Below are 1837 nucleotides of genomic sequence, written 5' to 3' on the forward strand. Positions count from 1 at the left end.
AAATCTTAGACCGTTTGGTTGAGACAGTGTTTAACAAACGCTATCAATCTGTAGCCCAAGTTTGGGCAGATTTACAGCCATCTGATGATAGTCCAAAACCCCCAACCCAGAAGTTTAAATTTGACATCGTTACGGTCAATTCAATGGGTCGAGAAATTAACCGTCGTCCCGGTCAGGCTGAATGTATTATCGAAGACCTGGGAAATAGTGTAACTCTGGAGATGGTGCTAATTCCGGGAGGAACCTTTATTATGGGTGCGTCGAGTGGTGAACCTAGAAGTTCTAATGCTGAAAGACCCCAACACCAAGTCACGATTAAACCCTTCCTAATGGGGAAATATCCGGTTACCCAAGCACAATGGCGACAAGTGGCTAGTTTCCCCAAACTCCAACGAAACCTGAGCCTAGACCCCTAAAGATTTAAAGGATTCAATCTTCCCGTTGAAAAAGTTTCATGGTATGATGTGGTGGAATGGTGCGATCGCCTCTCAAAAGTAATCAGCAAACCCTGCCGATTACCGAGTGAAGCCGAGTGGGAATATGCAGCCCGCGCCGGAAGAACTAGCCCCTTTCATGTCGGTGATACCCTGACGACAGACCTCGCCAACTACGATGGCAACTACAGCTATAGCTCAGGACTCAAGGGAGTCTTCCGCAAAAAAACCACCCCCGTCGGTCGGTTTCAAAGCGCCAACGCCTTTGGCTTGTATGATATCCACGGGAACGTTTGGGAGTGGTGCGCTGACCCCTGGCGCGACAACTACAATGGTGCGCCCTCGGATGGTGGTGTGTGGGATGGTAACGATAATCCTTCTCAAAACCCTGTTGAACGTTTAGTCAAGCTTTTGAAAAACGAAGAAAGGCGCGTGCTGCGCGGCGGTTCGTGGAGCAGCCATCCCGGAAACTGCCGTTGTGCCTTCCGCCACTGGCTCGTCCCGGACTTCCTCGGCAGCAACTACGGTTTTCGGGTGGCTTGTGCCCCCCCAGACTCTTAGCTCTTAGCGCTTTTGCGGTTTTGCCCTTTACCCTGCTAGCCATTTAGCCTTTTAAGCGATCGCAGCGAGCCATTTTTTATATTGCCCCAATTTTACACCATAAATCTGGATTTGTGTGTAAAGAAATGTTAAATTTAAATTGCCCGAGTGTAAACAACAACGATGTCCAGCCCCGAATTACCGATTATTCAGAATGTAGGTTGGGTGAAGCGCAGCGAAACCAAACTTCCCCCGGCGAAACCGGGTTTCTGTGAAAAAGCGGGTTAATTTTCGGCATTTATAGTAATGTAGTATGTAGGTTGGGTGAAGCGCAGCGAAACCAAACTTCCCCCGGCGAAACCGGGTTTCTGTGAAAAAGCGGGTTAATTTTCGGCATTTATAGTAATGTAGTATGTAGGTTGGGTGAAGCGCAGCGAAACCAAACTTCCCCCGGCGAAACCGGGTTTCTGTGAAAAAGCGGGTTAATTTTCGGCATTTATAGTAATGTAGTATGTAGGTTGGGTGAAGTATGTAGGTTGGGTGAAGCGCAGCGAAACCAAACTTCCCCAGCCGTGATCAATCAGGTTTCTGTGAAAAAGCGGGTTAATTTTCGGCATTTATGGTAATGTAGTATGTAGGTTGGGTGAAGTATGTAGGTTGGGTGAAGCGCAGCGAAACCAAACTTCCCCAGCCGTGATCAATCAGGTTTCTGTGAAAAAGCGGGTTAATTTTCGGCATTTATGGTAATGTAGTATGTAGGTTGGGTGAAGCGCAGCGAAACCAAACTTCCCCCGGCGAAACCGGGTTTCTGTGAAAAAGCCGGTTAATTTTCGGCATTTATGGTAATGTAGAATCAGGTATCT

At 47.8% G+C, this 1837-nt stretch carries 1 pseudogene; it reads left to right on the plus strand.

The window, feature by feature from the left end:
- Positions 1-995, plus strand: a pseudogene (locus P5683_RS24440) (formylglycine-generating enzyme family protein); the annotation flags it as partial.
- Positions 996-1837: the final 842 nt, after the last annotated feature.

The organism is Limnospira sp. PMC 1279.21, from assembly GCF_032349615.1.
Lineage (GTDB): Bacteria > Cyanobacteriota > Cyanobacteriia > Cyanobacteriales > Microcoleaceae > Limnospira > Limnospira fusiformis.